This is a genomic window from Micromonospora sp. NPDC048935 (genome assembly GCF_043197875.1).
Classification (GTDB): domain Bacteria; phylum Actinomycetota; class Actinomycetes; order Mycobacteriales; family Micromonosporaceae; genus Micromonospora.
Map to the genome: position 1 here is coordinate 210,481 of NZ_JBICTZ010000006.1, position 24,639 is coordinate 235,119.

At 70.2% G+C, this 24,639-nt stretch carries 20 protein-coding genes; 8 read left to right on the forward strand and 12 right to left on the reverse strand.

Features of this window, described 5'->3' with window-relative positions:
- The first annotated feature begins 411 nt into the window (after positions 1 to 411).
- Positions 412 to 3,270, forward strand: a complete 2,859-nt coding sequence (locus tag ACGFIW_RS18805) for a glycoside hydrolase N-terminal domain-containing protein (RefSeq protein WP_393316987.1) — start codon at positions 412 to 414, stop codon at positions 3,268 to 3,270.
- Positions 3,271 to 3,472: 202 nt separating this feature from the next.
- Here the strand turns inward: ACGFIW_RS18805 and ACGFIW_RS18810 are convergent, their stop codons facing one another.
- The 5 genes from ACGFIW_RS18810 to ACGFIW_RS18830 are packed head-to-tail and all read right to left on the reverse strand — an operon-like array spanning position 3,473 to position 7,942.
- Entirely contained in the window at positions 3,473 to 4,702 is a 1,230-nt protein-coding gene (locus ACGFIW_RS18810; protein WP_393316990.1) for a beta-ketoacyl-[acyl-carrier-protein] synthase family protein, read from the reverse strand.
- Complete coding sequence (locus ACGFIW_RS18815; RefSeq protein WP_393316993.1) at positions 4,699 to 4,956, reverse strand: acyl carrier protein; 258 nt, start codon at positions 4,954 to 4,956, stop codon at positions 4,699 to 4,701. Before ACGFIW_RS18815 ends, ACGFIW_RS18810 begins: the two co-directional genes overlap by 4 nt.
- Positions 4,949 to 5,134, reverse strand: a complete 186-nt coding sequence (locus ACGFIW_RS18820) for a hypothetical protein (protein ID WP_393316996.1) — start codon at positions 5,132 to 5,134, stop codon at positions 4,949 to 4,951. The genes ACGFIW_RS18815 and ACGFIW_RS18820 overlap by 8 nt, the downstream gene beginning before the upstream one ends.
- Positions 5,127 to 6,476, reverse strand: a complete 1,350-nt coding sequence (locus ACGFIW_RS18825; RefSeq protein WP_393316999.1) for an amidase — start codon at positions 6,474 to 6,476, stop codon at positions 5,127 to 5,129. The genes ACGFIW_RS18820 and ACGFIW_RS18825 overlap by 8 nt, the downstream gene beginning before the upstream one ends.
- The gene (locus ACGFIW_RS18830) at positions 6,473 to 7,942 is read right to left on the reverse strand and encodes an MFS transporter (protein WP_393317002.1); all 1,470 of its coding nucleotides are present in this window, start codon (positions 7,940 to 7,942) and stop codon (positions 6,473 to 6,475) included. Before ACGFIW_RS18830 ends, ACGFIW_RS18825 begins: the two co-directional genes overlap by 4 nt.
- Before the next feature lie 57 nt (positions 7,943 to 7,999).
- Here ACGFIW_RS18830 and ACGFIW_RS18835 point away from each other — a divergent pair, with 57 nt between their 5' ends.
- Positions 8,000 to 8,401 (forward strand): MarR family winged helix-turn-helix transcriptional regulator, encoded by a 402-nt coding sequence (locus tag ACGFIW_RS18835; protein ID WP_393317005.1) that lies wholly within the window; start codon positions 8,000 to 8,002, stop codon positions 8,399 to 8,401.
- Here ACGFIW_RS18835 and ACGFIW_RS18840 read toward each other — a convergent pair whose 3' ends face one another.
- Genes ACGFIW_RS18840 through ACGFIW_RS18860 form a run of 5 tightly spaced genes read right to left on the reverse strand, consistent with a single transcriptional unit; the run spans position 8,402 to position 12,870 of the window.
- Entirely contained in the window at positions 8,402 to 9,406 is a 1,005-nt protein-coding gene (locus ACGFIW_RS18840; protein WP_393317007.1) for a TauD/TfdA family dioxygenase, read from the reverse strand. It abuts the gene before it with no gap.
- Complete coding sequence (locus tag ACGFIW_RS18845) at positions 9,403 to 10,401, reverse strand: HesA/MoeB/ThiF family protein (protein WP_393317010.1); 999 nt, start codon at positions 10,399 to 10,401, stop codon at positions 9,403 to 9,405. The genes ACGFIW_RS18840 and ACGFIW_RS18845 overlap by 4 nt, the downstream gene beginning before the upstream one ends.
- On the reverse strand, positions 10,398 to 11,279 hold the full coding sequence (locus ACGFIW_RS18850) for a hypothetical protein (protein WP_393317013.1): 882 nt from the start codon (positions 11,277 to 11,279) through the stop codon (positions 10,398 to 10,400). Before ACGFIW_RS18850 ends, ACGFIW_RS18845 begins: the two co-directional genes overlap by 4 nt.
- A complete protein-coding gene (locus ACGFIW_RS18855) occupies positions 11,276 to 12,487 on the reverse strand; it encodes an acyl-CoA dehydrogenase family protein (RefSeq protein ID WP_393317016.1) in 1,212 nt (403 codons plus the stop codon). Before ACGFIW_RS18855 ends, ACGFIW_RS18850 begins: the two co-directional genes overlap by 4 nt.
- Before the next feature lie 32 nt (positions 12,488 to 12,519).
- Positions 12,520 to 12,870 carry a hypothetical protein gene (locus ACGFIW_RS18860; RefSeq protein WP_393317019.1) on the reverse strand — a complete coding sequence of 117 codons (351 nt, stop codon included), beginning with the start codon at positions 12,868 to 12,870 and terminating at the stop codon, positions 12,520 to 12,522.
- Positions 12,871 to 12,999: 129 nt separating this feature from the next.
- Here ACGFIW_RS18860 and ACGFIW_RS18865 point away from each other — a divergent pair, with 129 nt between their 5' ends.
- The 3 genes from ACGFIW_RS18865 to ACGFIW_RS18875 all read left to right on the forward strand — a co-directional run bounded on the left by ACGFIW_RS18865 (position 13,000) and on the right by ACGFIW_RS18875 (position 15,117).
- Positions 13,000 to 13,347: a winged helix-turn-helix transcriptional regulator gene (locus ACGFIW_RS18865; protein ID WP_393317022.1), complete on the forward strand. Its 348-nt coding sequence runs from the start codon at positions 13,000 to 13,002 to the stop codon at positions 13,345 to 13,347.
- 640 nt (positions 13,348 to 13,987) lie between these two features.
- Entirely contained in the window at positions 13,988 to 14,473 is a 486-nt protein-coding gene (locus ACGFIW_RS18870) for an SRPBCC family protein (protein ID WP_393317024.1), read from the forward strand.
- Positions 14,470 to 15,117 carry an SRPBCC family protein gene (locus tag ACGFIW_RS18875; protein WP_393317027.1) on the forward strand — a complete coding sequence of 216 codons (648 nt, stop codon included), beginning with the start codon at positions 14,470 to 14,472 and terminating at the stop codon, positions 15,115 to 15,117. The genes ACGFIW_RS18870 and ACGFIW_RS18875 overlap by 4 nt, the downstream gene beginning before the upstream one ends.
- A gap of 63 nt (positions 15,118 to 15,180) precedes the next feature.
- Here the strand turns inward: ACGFIW_RS18875 and ACGFIW_RS18880 are convergent, their stop codons facing one another.
- Both ACGFIW_RS18880 and ACGFIW_RS18885 read right to left on the reverse strand, forming a co-directional pair.
- Positions 15,181 to 17,877 carry an AAA family ATPase gene (locus ACGFIW_RS18880; protein ID WP_393317030.1) on the reverse strand — a complete coding sequence of 899 codons (2,697 nt, stop codon included), beginning with the start codon at positions 17,875 to 17,877 and terminating at the stop codon, positions 15,181 to 15,183.
- Positions 17,878 to 17,988: 111 nt separating this feature from the next.
- Positions 17,989 to 18,438 (reverse strand): VOC family protein, encoded by a 450-nt coding sequence (locus tag ACGFIW_RS18885; protein ID WP_393317414.1) that lies wholly within the window; start codon positions 18,436 to 18,438, stop codon positions 17,989 to 17,991.
- Positions 18,439 to 18,563: 125 nt separating this feature from the next.
- On the opposite strand from ACGFIW_RS18885, the gene ACGFIW_RS18890 reads away from it, so the two are divergent.
- The 3 genes from ACGFIW_RS18890 to ACGFIW_RS18900 all read left to right on the forward strand — a co-directional run bounded on the left by ACGFIW_RS18890 (position 18,564) and on the right by ACGFIW_RS18900 (position 24,471).
- Positions 18,564 to 19,517, forward strand: a complete 954-nt coding sequence (locus tag ACGFIW_RS18890) for a helix-turn-helix transcriptional regulator (protein WP_393317033.1) — start codon at positions 18,564 to 18,566, stop codon at positions 19,515 to 19,517.
- Between the two features lie 342 nt (positions 19,518 to 19,859).
- Positions 19,860 to 20,048, forward strand: coding sequence for a hypothetical protein (locus ACGFIW_RS18895; protein WP_393317035.1), 189 nt, complete (start codon positions 19,860 to 19,862; stop codon positions 20,046 to 20,048).
- A 52-nt stretch (positions 20,049 to 20,100) separates the two neighbouring features.
- On the forward strand, positions 20,101 to 24,471 hold the full coding sequence (locus tag ACGFIW_RS18900) for a glycoside hydrolase family 9 protein (RefSeq protein WP_393317038.1): 4,371 nt from the start codon (positions 20,101 to 20,103) through the stop codon (positions 24,469 to 24,471).
- Positions 24,472 to 24,639 lie beyond the last annotated feature (168 nt).

Sequence of the window (24,639 nt, forward strand, 5' to 3'; positions counted from 1 at the left end):
TGCTTTCTGTACGTTTCGCCCTCGGCGGCCGAGCCCAGCCACGGTGCCGCGTCGCGACGGCGGAGTTGAGGCACAGCTCGACGATCTTGCGCAGCGGCGCACCGAGGACCGACCGGTCCCACCAGAGGACACGTCTGATCTTTAGGGGCGTACCCGTCAGTCGACCGCCTCTTGCGCGCCGACTCCGCAGGGCGATGATGCGACCGACGTGAGCTGGGTTTACGTACTGCGGCGGTCGGGACGGGAGCATCGCGTGTGGCCCCGCAGCAATGCATTGACCATCCTTGATTTCCGTTGTTAACATGCGACGTCTGATGAATGTGGTAAGCCGTAACACCCTCGAAAACTCAGGCGACGTCCTCGTCAACGTGGGGCCGCCGCCGCATCGCTCGGCTGCGTGAAGGAGACAACATGTCTGAAGTGACACGGAGAAAACTCCTCGGCGCCGGCGCGGCTGGGGCTGGCGTCATGCTGCTGCCGGCGGGTTGGACCGCAGCCGCTCGGGCCGGGTCGACCGCACCCCCACAGGTGCTGGCAGCCAACGACATGGCGCTGTGGTACGACGAGGCGGCGGGTACGGACTGGTTACGGGCTCTGCCGATTGGTAACGGTCGGTTGGGCGCGATGGTGTTCGGGAATGTCGACACCGAGCGGCTGCAGCTCAACGAGGACACCGTGTGGGCCGGCGGCCCGTACGACTCGGCCAACACCCGTGGTGCGGCCAACCTGGCGGAGATTCGGCGGCGGGTCTTCGCCGATCAGTGGACGCAGGCGCAGGATCTGATCAACCAGACCATGCTGGGCAGTCCGGTCGGGCAGTTGGCGTACCAGCCGGTCGGCGACCTGCGGCTGGCTTTTGGCAGTGCCAGCGGGGCGTCGCAGTACCAGCGGACCCTCGACCTGACCACGGCCACCACTACCACCAGCTACGTGCTCAACGGGGTGCGCTTTCAACGTGAGGTCTTCGCCAGCGCACCGGACCAGGTGATCGTGATGCGGTTGACCGCTGACCGGGCCAACGCGATCACGTTCACCGCCACGTTCGGCAGCCCGCAACGGACGACCGTGTCCAGCCCGGACGCCGCCACGATCGGCCTCGACGGTGTTTCCGGCAACATGGAGGGCATCACCGGGCAGGTCCGGTTCCTTGCTCTGGCCAATGCCGCCGTGAGCGGCGGTACGGTCAGCAGCTCCGGCGGCACGCTGCGGGTCTCCGGCGCGACAAGCGTCACCCTGTTGGTGTCGATCGGATCCAGTTACGTCAACTACCGGACCGTCAACGGCGACTACCAGGGCATCGCGCGGCGGCACCTCGACGCGGCCCGCGCCGTCGGCTTCGACCAGTTGCGCGGCCGGCATGTGGCCGACTATCAGGCGCTGTTCAGCCGGGTGTCGATCGATCTGGGACGCACGACGGCGGCCGACCAAACCACCGACGTGCGGATCGCGCAGCACGCGAGCGTCAACGATCCGCAGTTCTCCGCGCTGCTGTTCCAGTACGGTCGCTACCTGCTGATCTCCTCCTCACGGCCGGGCAGCCAGCCGGCGAACCTGCAGGGGATCTGGAACGACCAGATGGCCCCGTCCTGGGACTCGAAATACACAATCAACGCGAACCTGCCGATGAACTACTGGCCGGCCGACACCACCAACCTGGCCGAGTGTTACCTGCCGGTGTTCGACATGATCAAAGATTTGACGGTCACGGGCGCCCGCACTGCTCAGGTGCAGTACGGCGCGGGGGGTTGGGTCACCCACCACAACACCGACGCGTGGCGCGGCTCGTCGGTGGTCGACGGTGCCCTGTGGGGAATGTGGCAAACCGGCGGCGCCTGGCTGGCCACCATGATCTGGGACCACTACCAGTTCACCGGAGACGTCGAGTTCCTGCGCGCCAACTACCCGGCCATGAAGGGCGCTGCCCAGTTCTTCCTCGACACGCTGGTCAGCCACCCGACGCTCGGCTACCTCGTCACCAATCCGTCGAACTCGCCCGAGCTGCCACATCACACGAACGCCAGCGTGTGCGCGGGGCCGACGATGGACAACCAGATCCTGCGTGACCTGTTCAACGGCGTCGCACGGGCCGCCGAGGTCCTCAACGTGGATGCCACCTACCGCGCCCAGGTACTAACCGCCCGGGACCGGCTGCCACCGACGCGGGTCGGGTCCCGCGGCAACGTCCAGGAATGGCTCGCCGACTGGGTGGAGACCGAACGGACCCACCGGCACGTCTCCCACCTGTACGGGCTGCACCCCAGCAACCAGATCACCAAACGCGGCACGCCACAACTGCACCAGGCCGCACGACAGACCCTGGAACTGCGCGGCGACGACGGCACCGGCTGGTCACTCGCCTGGAAGATCAACTATTGGGCACGGCTGGAAGACGGCACCCGCGCCCACAAGCTCCTCCGCGACCTCGTACGCACCGACCGGCTCGCACCGAACATGTTCGACCTGCACCCGCCCTTCCAGATCGACGGCAACTTCGGCGCCACCTCCGGCATCGCCGAAATGCTGCTCCAGAGCCACACCGGCGAACTGCACCTCCTGCCCGCCCTACCATCCGCGTGGCCAACCGGGCAGGTCACCGGGCTCCGGGGCCGCGGCGGATACACCGTCGGCGCCACTTGGAGCAGCAGCCGAATCGAACTCGTCGTCGTTCCCGACCGCGCCGGCCCCATCCGCGTTCGCAACCGGATCTTCGCCGGCACCTTCGAACTGCGCGACGAGACGAGCGGCAGCGCCGTCCAGCCGACGCGGGTCGAGGCGGATCTCGTGGAGTTCACCGGCCAGGCCGGCCACACCTACCGCGCGTCCGGGGTCAACTCGGGGCCGGTCGAGGTCGGTGCGTACTACCGGCTCGTGGCCCAGCACAGCAGCAAGGCCGCCGACATCAACGGTGCGTCCACCGCCGCCGGCGGGTTGCTGATCCAGTGGCAGAGCAGCAGCGGACAGAACCAGCAGTTCGAGTTTGTGCCGGCAGACGCGGGCCACTTCCGGATCAGGGCGCGGCACAGCGGCCTGTTCCTGCAGGCCGCCAGCAACAGCACCGGCGCCGACATCACCCAGCAACCCGACGCACCCAACGCCGCCAGCCAGCAATGGCGGGTCGACGACCAGGGCGGCGGGGTGGTCAGACTCATCAATCGGCAAAGCGGTCTGGCAATGGACGTCTGGCAGGCTTCGACCGCCGACGGTGCCCGCATCTCCCAGTGGACACCCGGCACCGGCACCAACCAGCGATTCAAACTTCAACGAATCTAGGGGCGTTCGGGGCTGTCCCGTAACCACAGATCACGCAAGGTCACGTTGGTCCACCGCGCTTCGGTGTACCCGGTGCCGTCCACATCCACGCCGCCGCACTCACCATCACGCCGCAGGACTGAGCGGGTGCCGGGGGTCCGTCCCCGGCGCCCGCTCAGCCTGCTCGGTCTCGGCCGGTTGCTCGTCGCCGGCCGGCTCGTTCTCAGCCGGTGAACGCGAGCACCACGTTGTGCCCGCCGAACCCGAACGACTGGCTCACCGCGGCGTGCTGCGCCAGCGTGCGCGGCGCGCCGCGGACCAGGTCGAGGTGGATCTCCTGATCCGGGTCGGTGAGGTTCGCGGTCGGTGGGACCACGCCGTCGCGTATGGACAACAGCGTGATGATCGCCTCGACCGCCCCGGACGCGCCCAGCAGGTGGCCCAGCGCGCCCTTCGGTGCGGTCACCACCGCGTCCGCGCCGAACGCACTGGTGATCGTCCCCGACTCCACCGCGTCCCCGACGTTCGTGCTTGTGGCGTGGGCGTTGACGTGCCCGATGTCAGCCGGGGACAGCCCGGCTTCGCGCAGCGCGGTGTGGATGGCCCCGAGCTGCCCGCCGTGCCCCGGGTCGGGCGAGGTGATGTGGTGGGAGTCGTTGGTGATGCCCACCCCGGCGAGCCGGCCATGGACGGTGGCGCCGCGGGCCTCGGCGTGCTCGGCACGTTCCAGCACCATGGCCCCCGCGCCCTCGCCCAGGACGAACCCGTTGCGGCCGGTGTCGAACGGGCGCGACGCCAGGTCCGGTTCGTCGTTGCGCGTGCTCATCGACCGGGCCCGGATGAACCCGGCCATGATGACCGGGGTGATACAGGCCTCCGCGCCCCCGGCCACCACGACGTCGGCGACGCCGTCGCGGATCATCCGGGCGCCCATGGCCAGCGCCTCCGCGCCGGACGCGCACGCCGACATCGGCGCGTGCACCCCGGCCCGGGCCTTCAACGCGAGCCCGACCTGCGCCGCCGGCCCGTTCGGCATGATCATCGGAACGGCCTGCGGCACGACCGCCCGCAGGCCGTCGTTGAGCGCCCTGTGCTGCGACAGCAACGACTCCACGCAGCCGAAGCCGGTGCCGATCACCACGCCGACCCGTAGTGGGTCCGCGTTCTCGGCGTTGAGGCCGGCGTCGGCCCAGGCCTGCCGGGCGGCCACGAGCGCCACCTGCGCACACCGGTCCTGGCGGTACACGTCGTGATAGCCCAGCGCGTCGATCGGCTCGACGGCGAGCCGGGCCGCGATCCGTACCGGAAGGTCGTAGTCCTTGACCCACTGGAGGTCGTCGAGCGCCCGCGGCGCGCTGCGCCCGTCGAGCACGGCCTGCCAGGTCCCCGACACGTCTCCGGCCAGGGGCGTGGTCGCGCCCAAGCCGGTGACCACGACACTGGGCGCGCTCATCCGACCGCGCCCCGAATGTGCTCGGTGAGTTGCGCGAACGACTTGAGGCTCTTCAACTCGTCCTCGCTCACCGCCACGGCGAACCGCACCTCGATGTCCTCGGCCAGCTCCACAAGCGCCAGCGAGTCGACGTCGAGGTCCTCGTAGAGCAGCGCGCCGGGGGGAAAGCGAGCCGGCTCCGCCACCGTCGGGTCGGTTCCGTTCACGTTCCGGATCATCGTGGTCAGTTCGGTTTCGAGGTCGATCTCAGCCATGCGTGGCTCCTCCATTCGGTACGAGGTACTCGGGCGGCAGCCCGCCCCGGGGTGTGCGGACGGGGTCACAGGGGATTTCGCGGATCGCGCCGGCGAGCATGCCGGCGACCGCGTGCGCCGCGGCCACCGCCTGTTCGTCCTCGGCGTCGTACGCGTCGTGTCCGGATGTGTCAGGCATGCGCGTCCTCCTGCACGAGCCATTCGGGTCGTTGGGTGTGGTGGTCGGTCAGCCGCTGGAACGCGCCGGCCGCCCGGATGACCAGCGCCTCGCCGCCGTACGGCCCGACGATGGACATGGACAGCGGGAGACCGTCGGCGGTACGGCCGATCGGCACCGTGGCCACCGGGTGGCCGGTGACGCTCCACGCGGTCGTGTGCATGGATCCGAGGTAGGTGGAGGGGTCCAGCGCGGACATGTCCGCGATGGCCGGTGCCCCGCGGTGGCAGGTTGGCGTGACGAGCACGTCGACCCGGCCGAACAGCGCGTTCACCGCGTCGCTGAGCTGGTCGCGGAGCCGCTGGGCGCGCAGGTAGTCGAACGCGCTCAGGGCGGCGCCGGCCGAGAACACCCAGCGGGTGCCCCGGCCGTAGCGGGACCACTCGCGGGCCAGCGCGTCGGCGTGGATCTCGTGCGCCTCGGCCAGCATGATCACGTTGCCGATCGCGTTCAGCGCCGGGTATCCGGGGACCTCGACCGGTTCGACCCCCGCGCCCGCGTCCCGCAGCACGGCCAACGCCCGGTCGAACACCTCGGGCTGGGCCGGGTCGATGCCCGCGTCGGCGTACGCGGTTAGCCGGTCCACGCCGATCCGGAGGCCGGCGATCTCGCCACCGGCGGCCGCCAGATAGTCGTCGACCGGCCTGTGCGCGCTCCACGGATCGCTGGGGTCGGGGCCGGCCATCTCCTGCAACAGCCGGGCGCAGGTCTCGATCGAGGCGGCCATCGGCCCGACGGTGTCCAGGCTGGGCGCGAGCGGATAGGTGCCGCTGGTGGGCACCCGGCCGCGGGTCGGTTTGAGCGCGGTCACGCCCGTGTACGCGGCCGGGATGCGCAGGCTGCCGGTGGTGTCGGTGCCGATCGCGGCGTCGAAGAAACCGGCGATGATCCCGGCGCCCGAGCCCGAGCTGGATCCGCCAGCCCACCGCGATGTGTCCCACGGGTTGCGAACCGGCTGGTGCACGTCGTCCGGGCCCGGCAGGCCGAGCGCGTACTCCATCATCGTGGTCCGGCCGACGACCACGGCGCCGGCCCGGGACAGCCGTGCCACGGCGACCGCCTCGGGCTGCTCGGCGGCCAGGACGACGTTGCTCCCGGCGGCGGCCCGGCCCGCCCCGAGGAAGATGTTGTCCTTGACGCCCAGGGTGAGCCCGGCCAGCGGCCCGGACCGCGGCGGCTCGGCCATGGCCCGCTCGTGCCACGCCTCGACGAACACCCCGAGGTGTGCGTCCAGGTCCCGGGTCCGGCGGGCGCAGCGGCGCAGCGCCTCGTACGCGGACTCGGTCGTCGTTTCGGTAGTCATCGCTTCTCCTCGGCGGACGTTGGTCGGGTGAGCCGGATGAGCACCGCGGCGAGCACGACGGCCAGGGCCGCGCAAACAGTCAGCACCGCGAAGCCGGCCCGGGTGCCGTCGACGCTGGCCCCGGCGGCGGACGTGCCGTGTCGCAGCGCCGTTGCCGTGTACGCCGCGGCGACGGTGCCGGCGACGGCGATGCCCAGCGCGGCGCCGGTCTGGTTGAACGTGTTCAGCAGTCCCGACCCGACGCCCGACTCGGCCAGGCGGACGTGTGAGGCGCCGATGTTGTACAGCGGGACGAAGCTGCTCGGCAGGCCGGCACCGATGACCACCAGCGCCACCCCGACGAGCACCGGATTGTCCGGCCCGAACGCGATGACACCCGTGCCGACGAGCTGGGCCAGCGCCCCGAACAGGTAGACGGCGGCAAAACCGAAGCGGCCCACGAGCTTCGGCACGGTGATCGCCACCAGCAGCGACGAGAGCCCCATGGGCAGCAGCGCCAGGCCCGCGTTCAGCGCCGACAGCCCGTGTGCCCGCTGGAAGTAGCCGCTGGCCAGGTAGGTGCCACCGATCATCACGGCTGCCGCGAGCAGCAGCCCCACGCTGCTCAGGGCGTAGGTGCGCAGCCGCAGCAGGTGCAGCGGCAGCAGCGGGTCGCCGGCGTTGACCTGTAGCAGAACCAGCACCCCGAGCAGGACGGCCGCGGCGGCCAGGCTGATCCAGGCGGCCGGCGTGCCGGCGCCGTCCTGCAACCGGATCAGCCCGTACGACAGCGCGATCAGGCCGGCGGTGGCCAGCAGCGCCACCGGGAGGCGCAGCGGGCGGCGGGCGGCCGCCGCGAGCGGCGGAACGGTGCGCAGCGCCGCGATGCCGGCCACGATGCTGATCGGCACGTTGATCAGGAATGCCCAGCGCCAGCTCAACGTCGTGGTGAGCAGGCCACCGAAGACCACACCGATCGTCGCGCCGAGCACGCCGAGCCCGCTCCAGGCGGTCAGCGCCACCCGGCGCTGGGCCGGGATCTGATAGATCGCCAGCACGGCGGAGAGCGCGGCCGCGGACAGCAGGGCGGCGCCCGCGCCCTGGACGAACCGGCCGATCAGCAACGCCTCCTCGCCGGGGGCGAGGCCGCAGAGCGCGGAGGCCGCGCCGAAGACCAGCAGGCCGGCCAGGAACGTCCGGCGTCGGCCGGCGACGTCCGCGACGCGTCCGCCGGCCAGCAGCAGGCTGCCGTACATCAGCACGTACGCGCTGACGGTCCACTGCAACGCGGCCGGACCGGCCTGCAGGCTGCGACCGATCGAGGGCAGGGCGACGTTCACCACGGTGGAGTCGAGCATGACCATGAGCTGGGCCACGCCGACGACCGCCATCGCCGACCAGGGAGCGGGCTGCGTGGCCACGGCGTCCGGCGCCGGTGCGGCCGGGCCGGGCGCCGTGGTTCCGGAGGTGCGAGAAGCATCAGTCATGATGACAAATTACATGCATGTGCATGGGAGTTCATCCCGTCGGGTAGCGTGGTACTCGTGGCAAGAAACTCGTTGGTGGTGAACTGGCTGTCGCTCGTCCGGCTGTGCAACGACCTGACCCAGACGATCGAGCGTGAGCTGGCTCGGGAGCATCAGATGTGCGCGAGTGCGTACGAGCTGATGGCGGTCCTGGCGTTCGTCCGCGGCTGGACGCGTCTCGTGGATCTCACGGCCCAGGTGTCCCGCAGCCAGTCCCAGGTCTCCCGGCTGGTCGCCCAGATGGAGGCGGCGGGCGCGGTCGAGCGCACCGCCGCCCCCGAGGACGGCCGGGGTTCACAGGTACGCCTGACCGACTCCGGGCGCGAACTGTTCGCCAAGGCCACGGTCACCATCGACGGCCTCCTGCGGGACGCCGACCTCCCGGCGACGGTCCGGCTGTTCGCCGACGGTCCACGGTGATCACCGGCCGACCGTGATGGCTTCGTGCGCCCGCCCGTGCACGAGGCGAGGCCGCACCGGGCGCAGATCGGTCACCGCGAACGATCGGCGCAGCCACCGGTCGGTGCCGTCGTACCGGGGTTGGAACCCGGTGCGACCGTGCACGGCGGCGCGATTGTCGACGACCAGCAACTCTCCGGGTTCCAGTACGACTCCGACCAGCCTGTCGCGCATCGCGGATTCGAGCCTGGCCAGCGCCTCCGTCGCGGCCGGCGTGACGCCCTCCGACGCGTGGAAGTCCACCCGCAGCTCGCCCGCCGCGCCGAGCACCGGCATCGGCGAGCTGAACCACGCCTCGTCACCGCCGGTGAAGGAACTGCTGTACCGGATGCGGAAATCGGGCCGGCCCAACTGGGCGATCGTGTCCTGATCCAGGTCGCCCAGGGTGGCCCGGACGCCGGCGGTCACCGTGACCGCCACGCCGTCGTGGTCGCCGCGGAGGCCGAGCAGACTCAGGAAATGCGGCATGTTCGGGTGGAACCCGTCCTCCGTGTGCAGCTCCAGCAGCACCGAGCCGCTGTTCTCCTGCCGCTGTTCGGCGCCGGGCTGCGGGCAGACGTCCTGGACGAGTTGCCCGCACTTCTCGTCGATGTAGGACAGAGATCTGCCGAGCTGCGACATGATCATGAGCTGGCCGACGGTGGCCACCGGCAGCTCGGTCCAGGCCGGCGACGTACCGGTTCCGCTGGGCGTCGGCGGCAGCTCGTCCAGCGGCAGCCCCCGGACCAACAGGACGCCGTCGTCGTCACCGTCGTCGCGGAACGCGATCAGGCGTCCCCGTACCGCGTCGCCGAGCCCGTCCGCGGCCATCTCGATCTGCCGCAGCAGGCGCTCGTCGTGCAGGGTCGATCCGGCGAAGTCATCGGCCAGCCGGCGCGCCTCGTCGATGATCAGCCGAACGTCCCGTTCGGCCAGTTCCAGGGCGGACGCCCGGGCGTCGCGATATTCGATTGTCGTGGTGTTCACGACCGTCTGTTCCCTTCCGTGGCGAGAGCATGAGGAGAGAGGTTCTTGCCGAGGGCGTACAGCGGACGCGGCGCGAAACCGTTCCACGCGGTGGCTCCCGGCAGCGCCCGCACGAACCGGAGTTGCGCGACGCGGCGTCGTGCCTCGCCGGCCCATCGTTCCGGCAGGGTGCGCGACACCTGACGTACGTCGACCGATACCGTGCGCGGCACCGGCTCCCCGGCGACGAGCTTTGTCACCAGGTGCGTCGCCAGGGATCCGAACTGCGTTGCCGCCTCGACCAGCTGCGGAACGTGGTAATCCGGATCGTTCAGGGAACCGGCGAGCTCCGCGTACATCTCGGGCGGGATGTGCCGGCGTGGCGCGATGCGGAAGATGGCCTCCCAGACCGACAACCGGTCGAGATCGCCGACGGCGATCTCGCCGTCGAAGATCCGGCGGACCCGCCGGTAGTCGAAATGTTGCACGGCAAGGGTGCCGGCCATGTCCCACGCCGTGATGAGCCGGGCCCGGGCGGCGCAGGCGGCCTCGTGCAGCGCGACCTTCGCGCGCAGCCCGGACGGGGTGGTCACGTCGACCCCGTCGACGATCACGTCGATGCCCGCCACCAGCTCGGCGGCGTTGGCCTCGGTGACACCGTCGGTGACGTGGGTGACCGAGGCGTGCGGATTGATGTCGGCGACGAACCGCGCGGCGACCTCGGCCTTGTTGCGGCCCAGATCGGTCACGAGAGCGTGCTGACGATTGAGGTTGTTCAGCTCGTAGACGCCGTTGTCGGCGAGCGTGAACCGGGTGTAGCCCATCCGGGCCAGGGGTTGCACGGCGGCGCCGCCGATCGACCCGCACCCGGCGATCAGCAGGGTGGTCGCCCGGATCCGCCGCTGGAGCCAGTCGTCGACCAGGCCGTGATTGCGCTCGACCAGCCGCGCGTAGTAGTCGTCACCGTCCAGGCCGCGTGCGACCTCCGGGTCGTCCACGTCGTCGACGATCGTCATGAGACACCCCTTCCGATACGCGCTTCGAGCCGGCGGCGGACGGAACCAGGCTCGTCCTGCGCGAGCACCTCACCCAGAGCCCGCAGCGTCGGCCGCAGATCCGGGCTGTCCCGCAGAATGAAGGGACGCGACTGCTCCGGCTGGTCCCACAGCGGGCCGAACAGATCGTCGGGAGCCGGGTCCCGGGCCGCGACGTCGACCGTCTCGACGGCGAATCCGAGCAGCTCCAGCTGGAAGATGGCGCCGCTCTTCTTGGCATCGCCGACGACCGCCACGGCGTTGGCCTCGAAGATCGAGGCGACCACCGAAGCCCACCCCAGGTAGACCAGCCACGGCACGGTGGCGGCCGCCGCCGAGGGCGCCATCGCGTAGTCCCGGATCAGCCGCTTTCCCTCCCAGACGCGGTCGGTGGTCACCTGGGGACCGAGGAAGGTGGCGAGGTCGATGCCGTAATCCGTCTCGATCACGAAGCGCCGCCGGCCCGGCTCGGCGAGCCCGGTCGACGCGCGGTCCCGGCTCGCCGCCAGGGTGCCGTAGCCACGGAAGCGGCCGGTGGCCCGCTCCACCACGATGGTGTGGTAATCGTCGCGGGCGGCCGCCGTGTACGGCTCCGCGGTCAGTGCCCGCGCGTAGAGCAGGTCCCGGCTGGCCCAGCCCCGTTGCAGAAACTGCGCCAACCGGAACCCGTACAGCGCCCACAGGTAGCGCTCCGGCAACTGGCTGCCGCGTACGGTGAGGGTGGTCAGCCCGGCCGGCGACGTCGCGGCGAAGGCCGGCGGCCCGTCGATCGCCTCCGCCAGCCCGCTGAACGACAGGTCACGGTGGATCCGCAGGACCCGGTCGGCAAACCGGTCGACCGCCGTCGCGGCGTCGGTCATCGCGACCCTCCGGCGGCGATCAACTCGTCGGTGATCACCAGCGCCAGGGCCTCGGGCGAACCCTCGTAGATCCGCGGGCCGTACGCGTCGCGCAGGACCCGGTCCATCCCGTCGCCACGCTGGAACGCCTGCGCCCCGATCAGCGACATGGCCGCGTCCGCGTTGTCGATCGCTGCGCGGTCCGCGACCAGCTTGGCCACGGCCGGCTCGTAGGCCGGGGTGGGCAGCACGTTGTCGGCCTTGATGACGGCGTCCAGGTAGAGGGCGCGGGCGGAGGCCACCCGGGCGCTCATGTCGGCCAGCTTGCGGGCGGACATCTGGTACTCCACCAGCCGGCGGCCACCCTGGACCCGCTCGGTGGCCCAGGTCAGGGCGCGTTCGAGGGCGTGCCGCGCGATGCCGGTGGAGACCGCGGCGCAGGTCACCCGGCACAGGTTTCCCTGGGCGACGTTCAGGTCCCAGCCGCCGAGCGGGTCACCCACCACGTTCTCGGCGGGGACGATCGCGTCCTGGAAGATCAGTTCCCCGGCCGGCGCCGTCCGGTAGCCGACCTTGTCGTGCGTTTCCCCGCGGGTGACACCGTCCTGGTTCAGCTCGGTGACGAAACACGTGAGGCCGGTCGAGCCGGCGTGGCCCTCGATGTTGGCCAGCACGGTCGCGTACGTGGCCACCGGCGCGTTGGTGATGTATCGCTTCTTCCCGTTCAGCAGGTACCGGTCCCCGTCGAGGCGGGCCGACGTCATGTCCCGGGCGTACGGTGCCTGCTGCGGCAGCACGAGGTCGGTGCCGTTGTCCTGCTCCGCCACCGCGTTGCAGGCCAGAACCGGCTCGTCGCCGAGGAACGGGCTCAGGTACGTCGCCTGCAGGCGAGGGTCGCCGGAGATCAGGATGGGCGTCTGGAACAGGCCGGCGGCGCCGAAGACCAGCGCCATGCCGGGATCGGCCGCGGCCAGCTCCTCGAGCACCAGCGCGACCGCCAGGTTGCTCAGGCCCAGGCCGCCGATCTCGGCTGGAACCGCCATGCGGAGCAGGCCGAGCGAGTGACCGCGGCGAACGGTGTCCCAGTCCAGCTCGCCGGTCGCGGCCGCGTCCCGGGCGGCCGCGCCGGGGGCCACGTCGTCGCGGGCGAACTCGGTGACCGCGCGCAGGGTCTTGGCTTCGTCGTCGTTGAGCAGCGGATGATCGGACGGGGTGAAGGTCGTGGTCATGGGCTTCTCCGGGGGGAACGATCGGGCGGCGGTCAGAGCGGCAGGGTGTCGAACGCGGTGAGCGCCTGGCCCACGGCGAGGGACTTCAGGACGGGGCCGGTCATGGTCAGCCGGCGACCGGTGACCGACCGCAGGAAGCTGCGCCGGCCCGAGATGATCTGTTCCAGGTCGGGCCACGCGATCCGCAGTACGTGGGTGGGTTTGACGTCGGCGACCCGTCCGTCGCGGCGCAGCGTGATGTCCGCGTCCGGCTCGCTGATGACGAAACGTACATCGGCGTCGGCGGCCGCCCACGCCTCGACCAGCTCCGGCCGGTCGGCAACTTCATTGAATAACTTCTCAATGTCACTTGCAGTGATTGACACCGGCATCTCCTTGATCACCGTCGGTCCGCCCACGCTCATTCGTGCGGTCCGTCAAGTAGTACAACATCAATGTGTCGCACTTCACCGTGGGCAAATACGCTTTCGCATGCATGGTAACTTCGAGGTGAGCAAGGAACGGGGGAAATCATGACAACCTTGGATGTCACCAATCTGATCATGAAAAGAATTGGTGAACGGTGGACCTATCGACTCCTTAGCGCACTGTCCGACGGCGAACTCAGATTCGCAGAATTGCTACGGGCCCTCGCTCCGGTGAAGGCCAAGGTGCTGTCCGAGACACTGTTCCGGCTGGAAAGCGACGGGTTCGTCCGCCGACGGATCGTCGACGCCCGACCACCGCAGGTGAAATACCAGCTCACCCAGCTAGGCCGAGATATGGTGGGGTTGATGAACAGCATTGCCAGATGGGCATCGGCGCATGGCGATCTGGTGCTTTCCTTGGCCAATCAGGCAAGCCGGGAGTTGACCCCCTAATGACTCTCGCACGAACCTCTATTCTGGACCGCCTTCCCGCACCAAAGAAACGGTGGCCCCGAATATCGCGCGATTAACACCGCGGCGGCCGTGCTTTATGTATTGGTGGTGGAGATCGGGGCCCGCAGCCGTGCCGAACCGTCAACACCGCCCCGGGTCGTGATCGCGATCGACCCGACACGGCGCCCTGGGCCGCCGTCGCGGTCGGCAGCCGACTCCAGCCCATGGGGCCGCGACCCGGGTCGGGGTCGACCGCGACGGCTACCGGCAACGACGTCGCCTCGCCGGCCGCATGCCCCCTGGGCCGCCGAAGGGCGCCACCGGCCGGATGCTGTTGGCGACGGTGCGGCGCGCTGACGAGCCGGGGTGCCCCGTCCGGCGGCTTCGTGTTCGTCGCCGACGCGGCCTCGATCGCCAGTCGGGGCCTTCGACGACACGCCGCTGTCGGGAAGCCGCCGTGGCCGTCAAGATCAAGAAGAGGTATTCCCACGTGGCGGCCCCACATACCGCGAACTAGGTGATTCTTGCCGATGTGCAGCAGTTGCCGTCTTGGCAAGATCGCGTCTGCCGGGTGTGGATCCCGCGGCTCACTCCTGCTCGGCGATCCGATGGTCAGTAACCGCAGAGAGGCAGCTTCACGATGGAAGACATTACGGACGCCGAGGAGGCCGGCATTGACGTGTCGGCCCCGGTGGTCAGCCGCCACAGCGTCACGGTGACCGCGTCGGCGGAGGCCGTATGGCGGATCCTCACCGACATCGACGCATGGACGACCTGGCTGCCAGAAATCCCGTACGCACGCGTGGAAACACCCGGTCCGCTCGCCCCGGGCTCCGTGTTCCGCTGGTCGGCCGCGGGCATGGAGATCGAGTCGACGATCGTTCAGGTACGGCCGCAGGAACGCCTCGTGTGGCGGGGATACGGTGACGGACCGGACGGGGTCCTCGGTGTCCACGTCTGGGCGCTCACTCCGGCCGGCGACGGTGTGGAGGTGTCGACCGAGGAGTCCTTCGCGGGCCCGCCTGTCGATGCCGCCCCTGGGCCGTTCCAGGAGGGCCTCGACACGACCCTCGCCATGTGGCTGGAACGGCTCAAGGGCACCGCCGAGGCGGTGTCCGCCTCGTGAGGAATCGTGTGTTTGCCGTCGCGACGGCAGTGGTCGTGGCCGGCCTCGTGGGCACCGCAGGTGCGCCGGCTCGGGCCGAGGTCAGGCGCGATGTCGGTGCCGACCACGCGACGGTGCGATGTGCGGGAAGGACCGTCGACACCGCGGCGCAGATTCGCTATCGGACGGAGACGACGATCGACGCTCCGCTGCGGACCGTCTGGAAGTTGCAGACCGACGTGGAACGCTGGCCATCGTGGCAGAAGCCTGTTTTGTCCAGCAAGCGGCTCGATCGTGGCCCACTGCGTCCCGGTTCGTCGTTCCGGTGGACGACACCGGTCGACGAGACCGCGCTGAATCCCGCCACGACCCTCGTCGTCACGTCCACCGTCGGGCAGCTCCAACACCAGAGGTGTCTTCGGTGGGACGGCCCGGCGATCGGAGCGGGGCTGCGCATCGACGAGGGGGTGCACGTGTGGACGTTCACCGAGGTCGACGGCCGGGTTCTCGTGCGTACCGAGGAGACGTGGCGCGGTGACCAGGTGGAGCAGAACGTCGATTTCTCCACCGTGGCTCTCGGGGCGGGCCTGGAGACGTGGCTGACGGAGCTGAAGACGCGTGCCGAACGGGAGTGTGACCGGGCCCGGCGCCCGGCGCTGACGTGACCCAGGGGCCCCGCCGGTCTCGTACCGGCGGGGCCCTATCTGCGCCCGGTCGGCCCAGCCCTCTCAGCGGAGGAGTTCTCGCAGCTGCCGGCGTGAGGTGATGCCCAGCTTGCGGTAGAGGTTGCGCAGGTGGGCGTCGATCGTTCGCGGGCTGACGAACAGCAGCGCGGCGACTTCCTTGGTGCCCGCGCCGGAGGCGACCTTGCGGGCGACGAGTAGTTCGCGGGCGGTCAGCCCCGCGAGCGGATCGGCGTCGTCGGCCAGGGTCGGCTCGCCGATGGCATCCAGTTCGCGGGCGGCGCGGCCGGCGAACCCGCGTGCGCCGATGGTGGAGAGCAGCTCGTGGGCGGCGCGCAACTCCACCCGCGCCTCGGTGCGGCGGCCGACCCGTCGCAGCCACTGCCCGTAGAGCAGTCGGGCACGCGCGTAGTGGACTCGCATCCTGCTCCCGGCGAACCGGCTGATCGCGGCACGGTAGTGGTCCTGCGCGCCGAGCCCCGGGTCGAGCAGCGCACTCGCCAGTAGCTGCGCACCTGTCGTCCACGCGTTCGGGTTGACCCGTGCGACATCCCCGATCCATTCAGCCGATTCCTTGGCTTCTTCGGGACGTCCAACGTACGCGGCGGCTTCGACCAGCTCGTGGTGGAAGACGGAGGCGGCGTACGCCCCGTGCCGGTGCTGGTCGCGCACGAGCAGCAACGCGTCGAGCGCGGCCGCATGGTCGCCGCTGCCGTTGCACAGAACGCCGATCGCGTAGTGCAGCGTGGTGGGTTTCACCCCCACCCAGCCGCGCAGCCTCTCCCGGATCTCGCGGAACCGGTCGACGTCTCCGCTCCACGCGGCGAGCATCAGGTCGGACCCGACGAGGTTGGACGTCCCGGCGGCCTCGTCGACCGCACGCGCCTCGATGATGCAGACCTGCGCGTCGGCGAAGCGGCCCATGATCGTCCGGCCGACCGCCTGGAAGCGCAGCGCATGGGGAAGGATCGCGTAGGCGCCCTGTGCCCGGGCGAGTTCCACCTGACGGTCGGCGATCTGCTCCATGGCGTCGCTGTCACCGATGTCGACGCTCAACACGCAGGCGCGTTCCATCCACCACGGATCCGCGTCGGGTGTGCGGGCGTGGTCCCGGAAGGCGTCAACCGCGCGGCGCATCATCGGCATCGCCTCGTCCACTGGGCGCAGGTGCTGCTCGACCAACGCCTGCAGCAGCAGGTCGACCGGACGTGGCGGCTGACGCTGGGGTACCCGTTCCCGGATGTGCAGGGCGAGCCGCCGTAACCTCCCCGGCTCGTCGACGCTGAACATGAGCGACGCGAAGGCTTCCAGGTAGGTCTCTCGAGCGTCCTCGGGCCCCACGCCGTCGGCCGCGTCGATGAGCGCGATCGTCGCCGGGATGCTGCGCGTCACGTGATAGTCGATCGTCGCGCGCAGCAGTCGCGCGGCGCGGCGGTCGACGGGGTCCGGCTGGAGACGCTCGGCCTCGTCCACCAGCTCCCGGGCGGCAGATGGTGCCCCCGAGCCCAACCGCGCCCGGGCCGCGGCCAACAACCGGCGGGACTGCCGCGACCGGTCGGGTGTCAGGCGGGCCGCGCGTTCGAGGAACGCGGCCACGGCCGCGAGTCCACCGCGGCGCTGTGCTCGTCCGGCCGAACGCTCCAACTCCGCAGCGGTCTCCTCATCCGGGCCGGTGATCGCGTTCGCCTGGTGCCAGGCGCGACGGTCGGGATCGATGTCGACGTCCGTAGCGGCCGCGAGCGCCGCGTGTGCCTGCCGTCGCGCCCCGGCGCCAGTCGACAGGTACACCGCGGAACGCGCCAACGGATGCCGGAAGTGCACCTGGGGCCCGGCCACCAACAGGCCGCTGTCCTCGGCCGCGGCCAGGTCCACGGCGTCCAGCCCCTGGACCGCCATCGCGCGGCGCAGCAGAACGAGGTCGCCTGTCGGCTCCGCCGCGGCCAGCGCCAGAACGGAGCGCGTGGGTGCCGGCAGGCGCAGGAACCGACTCACGAAGCGGTGTTCCACGGCGCGGTGCCCGGCGTCCCCGGGTAGCCCGAACGGTCCGGCGTCGCGGGCGAACTCCACCAGGGCGAGCGGGTTGCCGGCCGCCTCGGCGAGGATCCGTTGCACGATCGCTGCCTCGTGGCCGAATGGTGCCCGATACCGCAGCAGGGTGAGGGATTCCGAGTCGGTCAGCCCGGTGAGAGTGAGGGCGGGTAGGCGACCGAGCTCCGACACCGAGGCGGCGTCGCGGGCTGCGAACACCATGGCGACCCGCTCCGCCGCCACGCGTGCCGCGACGAAGGCCAGTACCTGCCGCGAGCCGGCGTCGATCCACTGCACGTCGTCGACCACGCAGAACACCGGACTGCGCCGGCCTACGGCACTCAGCAGGCCGAGAACGGCCAGGCCGACAAGCATCGGGGTCGGCGTGGCCCCGGCCCGCAGCCCGAACACCGCGTCGAGTGCGCTCCGCTGCGGCACGGGGAGCCCAGCGCGGTGGTCGAGCACGGGCGCGCACAACTGGTGCAGGGCCGAGTAGGGCAGCTCGCTCTCGAACTCGACACCACCGGCGCGCAGCACCCGCCATCCGTCGAGCCGCGAGGCGGCCGCACCGACGAGGGTCGACTTGCCGATCCCCGCGTCACCGAGAACGAGCATCGCCCCGCCACGGCCCCGCGCCGCGGCTACCGTCACCGAGGCGATCTCGCCCAACTCCGCCTCGCGAGCGACGAACAATCCCGACCTGATATCTGTCATCAACTTCTGCGTGTCGCCGGACGAATGGTGCCCTCCGTTTGTTCGGCCCCACCGATGGTATCCAGAGCAGCGCACCGACCGGGACGGGCGCCCGGTCCGGAGTCGGCGCTCCTACGAGGGCAACTCGAACAGTTCCAGCTGGATGCCGTCGGGGTCACGGAGATAGAGGATCTTCGTCCCGGCCAGCGTCCCCGCTTCGACGCCATCGCCGTCCTGGAGCACGACCGGATCGGCGTTGACGTGCACGCCCCGCCGCACCAGGTCGCGGTGCGCCGAGTCGAGATCGTCGACCTCAAAACACAGGTGCATCACCCCGACGTCGGAGTTGCGCCCGGTGAAGGGCCTCGGCTGCGGGCTGTCGTACTGGATGAGTTCCAGCAGGACGTTGTCACCGGCCAGCGCGAAGGATGCCCGCATCGACGCATTCTCTACCTCGACAACCGCACCGATCGCCGGGTTCGTCGCCGAGATCGTCACGCCGTTCGGCGCGATGCCGAGGACGTCCTCGTACCACCTCACCGACCGCGCCAAATCGCTGACCGGCACTCCGATGTGATGCATTCTGGTCACTTTGCTCATGATCCCCATCCTGAAGGGCCGAGCCAGCGCTGTGGAAGGCACAGGTCATCCGCGTACCGCCGGTACCACCCAACTCCCCGGAGGACCGATGGCGGATCATGGGGTTCATGAATGACCTCGGAGCCGCGCTGCGGGCCTGGCGGGATCGCACGGACCCGGCCGCTGTCGGTCTCCCGAACGCCTCTCCTCGCCGCGTCGTCGGGCTACGACGCGGCGAGCTGGCAGCACTGGCCGGCATCTCCCCCGAGTACGTGGCACGCCTCGAACAGGGCCGGGCCGCCACACCATCGGCGCAGGTGTGCACCTCCCTGGCCCGCGCGTTACGACTCTCCGACGACGAGGAGGCGCACCTGATGCGCCTTGCCGGCTTCGCCGCGGCACCGGACCGGATACCCCACCTGATCCCCGGCAGCCTGCACCGCGTCATCGAGCACCTCGATGACACCCCAGCGGCCGTCTACGACGCCCTGTGGCGACTCCTGGACTGGAACCGCCTGTTCGCGGCCGTCTTCGGCGACCCCACGGGCGCCACCGGCGACGACCGTAACGCCCTGATCGTCCAGTTCGAGTCCCGAAACCCCCGAGTCCGCCAGACCGACACCGAGCGCGCCTACTTCGAGCAGTCGTTGGTAGCCGACCTGCGCGCCACCAGCGCCCGCTATCCAAACGACCCCGATGTGGCGGCACTGATCTCGCGCATGGCCGGGAACGACAGGTTCTGCCACCTCTGGGCCCTCCGCGCGGTAGCCCATCACGAGAGCGCGCACAAGACCGCCGTACACCCGGACGTGGGCGCCATCCCGCTCGACGCCAACGTCCTGACCACCCAGAACACCGACCTGCGACTCGTGGTCCTCACGCCTCGGCCCGACACCAACGCTCGCGAGAAGTTGAATCAACTGGGCCGACGACACCGACTCCGGTCTGGACCACGGTCTCTTGACCAACCAGGGAGCCAGCGGCGTCTCACCCGCTCCACGGGCTACCCGCGGCGGGAGTCTGCCCGGGGTCCGGCCGATCGCACGGAGGCCACGACGGACCGGACAACGACAGCCGACTAGGCAATTCCTACCGATGCGATGCCGAGCCCTGCCAGCGGATGATCTCAGTGTCTGACACCTGGTCACGACATCGAACGGGGATACATCCATGACTGTCCACGTTGACCTGCCCGTCGACGCCACGACCGCCACCAACCCGACCCGCTGGCAGGATCGCACCGGGCGGGTGCTGATGGCGATCACCGCCACAGCCACTCTGGTCCCGTTCGTCGAGGGCGTCTTCCGCCTCTGCAGCCTCCCCGACGACCTGGTGCTGACGGAGTTCTGGCGGACGTGCGCGTACATCGTGTTCGCCGGTATGTGGGCCATGCTGGCGATCGCGCCGCGGAAACAGCGCGGCATGTGGGAACTCCTCCTTTCCACAAGATCGTGGTCACCGTGCAGGCCGCATTCGTCCTCGACATCCCGCACGCGACGCGGACCCTGTTCGCCGACGGGCTCGTGTCGCTGACCACCATCGGCGCCTACCTGCTCTGCCGGGGGTGGCACGCCTGGCAGCGCGGAGCGCTGGGGCCGAGCGACAACCGATGACCCGGCCCGGACGGGCAGCCCATTGACCATGTCGATCGTTGGAGGATCTGACGTGAACGCTACGCGCAGGCGGCTAGCCGCGGTCATCGCGGTGACGACGGCGGCGACGGTGCTGTCCGCCATCGGGCCGTCGACACCGGCGGTGGCGGCCCCGCAGGACCGGGTCACCGCGTCCTGGAACATGCAGGGCCAGAACCAAGGGGGCGGAGGGCGTCCGGAGTCGCGGTGGGTGAGCGCTGTGCAGCAGATGCTCAACCAGGAAGGGGTGCAGGTCGCCGCTCTCCAGGAGGCGGGCAGCGCACCTCCCGCCCGTGCGGTGTGGACCGAGCGGCAATTCTCCGAGGCCGGAGTCACCGAGCACCGGTACAACATCGGCACGGCCGACCGCCCGGACAATGTGCTGATCTACTGGGCCGACACCGGTCAGCAACGCAACGGCCTGGCCATCGTCACCCGGGAGACGGTGACCGACGCCGTGATCCTGCCGGTGCATTCGCGGTTCAACTCGCGGCCGATGATGGGCGTCCAGATCGGCTCTGACTGGTACTTCACCGCCCACGCGCTGTCCAACGGTGCGAACAGTGCCAACGACGCCGCCGACATCATCGAGACGGCGCGGCAGTTCATGACCCGCCACCCCACCGGCGAATGGATGGTGCTCGCCGACTTCAACCAGAACCCGGCACGGATGCCGGCCGCGCTACAGAGCCACATGGTCGCGGCGAACCGACCCACCCACGAGGGCGGCGAGGAGCTGGACTTCGCCTATGCCAGCAACGGGAACAACAACACCATCAACGCCGAGGTTCGCGGCGGGAACTCCGACCACAGGTATGTCCGTTACGTCGTGAACGCCGGCTGTGGTTCCGGCGGTGGCCTCGCACCCCGGACGACCACCGAGCGGGACTGCTACGCCCCGGTCCCCGGCGACACGTACCGCTTCTTCGCCCGCCACCTGGAGAACGCGGTGCTCGCGTCGAAGACGAACGACGGTGACGACATCGGACCGCACGTCCGGACGCCGCGCGGCAGCCTCGACGAGGCCCTACAGGTGCGCTTCAGCACGGCGCCGGGCCAGTACCAGCTCGCCTGGCCGCAGGCCGACCCGGCGACCGAGCGGTGCCTGTCCTGGGACGCGAACTCCCGGAACACCGGCAGCACCCTCTGCTCGGAGCAGGCCGAGGTGTCCCGGTGGCAATTCGAGGACGGGCAGATCTTCACGCCCGGACTCGGCGGCTCTCTGCAACCCTCCCCCAACGCCCTCGGCGCGCGGCTGGTGGTCGCGCAGGACTTCTACCAGTGGCGGCCGGAGCCCCGCAACGGTATCGGCCCGCGCTGGGACCCGATCGGGGAGTTCCGGGACGCCGCCCCGGCCGGCTCGGAGACCCACTTCCCCGACCTCGACGGCGACGGCGACGCCGACCACGTCATCGTTCAGCCCGACGGTCGGATACCGGCGTGGCGCAACAACGGCCCCCGATCCACCTGGACCTCCCTCGGTGACATCAGCCCGCCGGACCGGGGCCTGCCCAGCACTGTGCACTTCGGCGACCTCGACGGCGACGACCGGGACGACTACCTCCGGTTGCAGGCCGCCGACGAGTCGCCCACCGGGACCCGGACCATTTGGATGTCTCGCAACGAGTCCGACGGCGCGCAGAAGAGGTGGGGGTCACCGACCATCGTGGCCAACGACCTGAGCTACGAGAACCCGCGCTTCGTCGACATCGACGGCGACGGAGACGACGACCTGATCAACTCGGATCGGCTGAGCCACGCCAGCCTCTGGGAGAACCGGTCCCCGGGCCGGACGCCGGTGCCGGGAGACTGGCACTCGGTCAGCGGCTTCGCGACCCCCGCCGACGGCTACTACCAGACGACGTTCACGGATGTCACAGGTGACCGCCGGGCCGACGTGCTGCGCGTCGACTACCCCAGCGGCAAGGTGCAGGCCTGGGAGAACACCGGCGCACCGTGGAGCGCGACGACCGGCTGGCGGTCACTGGGCCCGATCCGTGACGACGGCCCGTTCGCCGGCACCACCGGCCTGTTCGCCGACCTCAACGCCGACCTGATCAACGACTTCGTCCTGGTCAGCGCCGCCTCCGGTGGCCTCGACGGTTGGCTGCTGCCCCGCTACGGCAGCGCGGATCCCGGCCCGGGACAGCCCGGCCAGGGCGGCGGACAGGACCTGCCGGCGGGCACGCTGCCGGCGTACGGCGGTGGGCCACCGCGACCGCAGCTCGACGGCCGGCTGTTGCAGAACAGCACGTTCACCGGCACGGACAAGCCGTGGTGGACCAACGCGGGGATGACGCCGAAACTGGCGGGCGGGACCTTCTGCGTGACCGCGCCCGCGTCCACCAACCCGTGGGACGTCCTGGTCGGGCACAACAGCATCTACCTACCCGGCGGCGCCACGTACACGCTGCGGTTCCGTGCTCGCACCAACACGGCGGCGAACCCGCTGATCTACCTCGCGCCCTTCGACAACCCCACCAATGTCACGTACCTGAACAAGGGCTTCACCACCGGCACCGCCTGGAAGGAGTACGAGTACAGCATCACCACGACCTACCCGGAGCCGTACCGGTTGGCCCAGCTCCAGTTCCGGCTCGGCAAGTCCAGCACACCGTACGAGTTCTGCATGGACGACGTGACGCTCACCGGCACCGAGTACGCGTACCGGGCCGACGCCGGTCCGGACCTCAAGGTGAACCAACACGGCTACCTGCCCAACGGGCCCAAGCGGGCGACGTTGCTGTACGGCGCGTCCTACCCGGTGCCGTGGACGCTGCGTCGGGCCGGCGGCGGCGCGACGGTGGCGACGGGCCGGACCACCCCGACCGGCTTCGACGCGTCGGCCAGCGCCAACACCCATGTGATCGACTTCAGCCACGTCACGGCCACCGGGAGGTTCGAGTTGGTGTACGACGGCTGGGTCGACCGGCCCAGTCACCCGTTCGACATCCGCGCGGACCTGTACGACCGGCTGCGCACCGACGCGACCCGCTTCTTCTACACCAACCGCAGTGGCATCGCGATCGACGGGGGCATCGCCGGTGCGGCCTACGCACGACCGGCCGGCCACGTCGCGGAGTCACCGAACGGTGGCGACACCCAGGTGCCCTGCCAGCAGCCGAAGTCGTTCATGAACAACTGGACCTGCGGCTACCGGTTGGACGTCACCGGCGGCTGGTACGACGCCGGTGACCACGGCAAGTACGTCGTCAACGGCGGCATCGCCACGTACCAGCTCCTGTCGACGTGGGAGCGCAACCGGCCGGCTGCGCTCGGCGACGGCACGCTGGCCGTGCCGGAACGCGGCAACGGCGTTCCGGACATCCTCGACGAGGCCCGCTGGAACCTCGACTTCATGCTGAAGATGCAGGTGCCCGACGGTCTCCCGCTGGCCGGCATGGTCCACCACAAGGTGCACGACGACACGTGGACCGGGCCGCCGATGCTGCCGCACCAGGACAAGAAACCCCGGGAACTGCACCGGCCGTCGACGGCGGCCACCCTGAACCTGGCCGCCGTCGCGGCCCAGGCAGCGAGGATCTACCAGCCGTACGACGCCGGCTTCGCCGCCCGGCTGCGCGCGTCGGCGGAACGCGCGTACGCCGCGGCCCGGGCCAACCCGGCGCTCTTCGCACCGTACGAGGATCGCAGCGGCGGAGGGCCGTACAACGATGGGGACGTCTCCGACGAGTTCTACTGGGCCGCCGCCGAGCTGTACCTGACCACCAGGGACGCCACCTACCTGACCGCCGTGCGGGTGAGCCGGTTCCACACCGCTGGTACGGCCTTCAGCCAGAACGGCTTCTACTGGGGTTCGGTGGCCGCGCTGGCCCAACTCGACCTGGCGCGCTTCGGCACCGAGCTGAGCGACCGCGAGCAGATCAAGGGGTGGGTGGTCGCCGCCGCGGACCGGTTGATCTCATTTCAGAAGGCCGAGCGCTTCGGGCAGACCTACACCCCCACCACGGGACGCTACGACTGGGGATCGAACGCGTCCATGTTGAACAACCAGGTCGTCCTGGCCACCGCCTACGACCTCACCGGCAACGGCCGGTACGCCGACGCCGTCTTCGAGGGCCTCGACTACCTGCTGGGCCGCAACGCCCTCGGGCAGTCGTACGTCACCGGCTACGGCAGCAACGACGCGAAGAACCAGCACAGCCGGTGGTACGCGAGATCGTTCGACGCCCGGTTGCCGAACCCGCCGGTGGGGTCGGTCGCCGGGGGGCCCAACTCCAGCCTCCAGGACCCGCTCTCGGCGAGCTGGTTGCACGGCTGCGCCCCGCAGCTCTGCTACGTCGACAATCTCGAAGCTTGGTCCGTCAACGAGGTCACCATCAACTGGAACTCCGCGCTGACCTGGGTGGCCGCGTTCGCGGCGGACGTGGCTGCCCGCCGATGAACGCACGGATGGCGCGGCACCGGTCCGGCCCGGTGCCGCCGCCGCCGGGCCTGTCGGGGTGACGTGGTCGATGGTCAGGGGGCACGGGCACCGTTGCGCGCGCTGGTCGGCCCCTCGTACGGCCCGATGAAGCCCTGCTCCTCGGTGCCGACGCACCTGAGGGCGGTT